We start from the raw sequence: 328 nt of genomic DNA on the forward strand, positions 1-328 counted from the left end.
TCGTAATCCTGAATATGCAGCACCGTGCGCGCACCAGACAGTTTCGCCAGCAGGCGCATTCCCGGCGTGCAAAACAGCGTTGGCACCACGCCGATAATGCGATCCGGCTTCCAGCGACGTTGCGCCATCAGCTGAAAGAAACTGCTGGCGGCAAAACTGCCGAGATGCAACAGGCGTTTCAGGGTGCTCGGCTGTTTTGGCACGTACAGCGGGCAGCGCCACACCATGGCGGCCCCCTCTTCCCGTTTGTACCGCCAGGCGGAATAGTTCTCGCCCACCTGCCACTGCGGGTAGTAAGGCGGCGCGGTAATGACCCGCACCTCATGAC

At 61.3% G+C, this 328-nt stretch carries 1 pseudogene; it reads right to left on the reverse strand.

The features are described 5' to 3' along the window. Window positions 1–328, reverse strand: a pseudogene (wcaI, locus tag ACXIUA_RS01570) (colanic acid biosynthesis fucosyltransferase WcaI); the annotation flags it as partial.

The sequence above is a fragment of the Corynebacterium sp. UMB8791 genome (genome assembly GCF_054166365.1).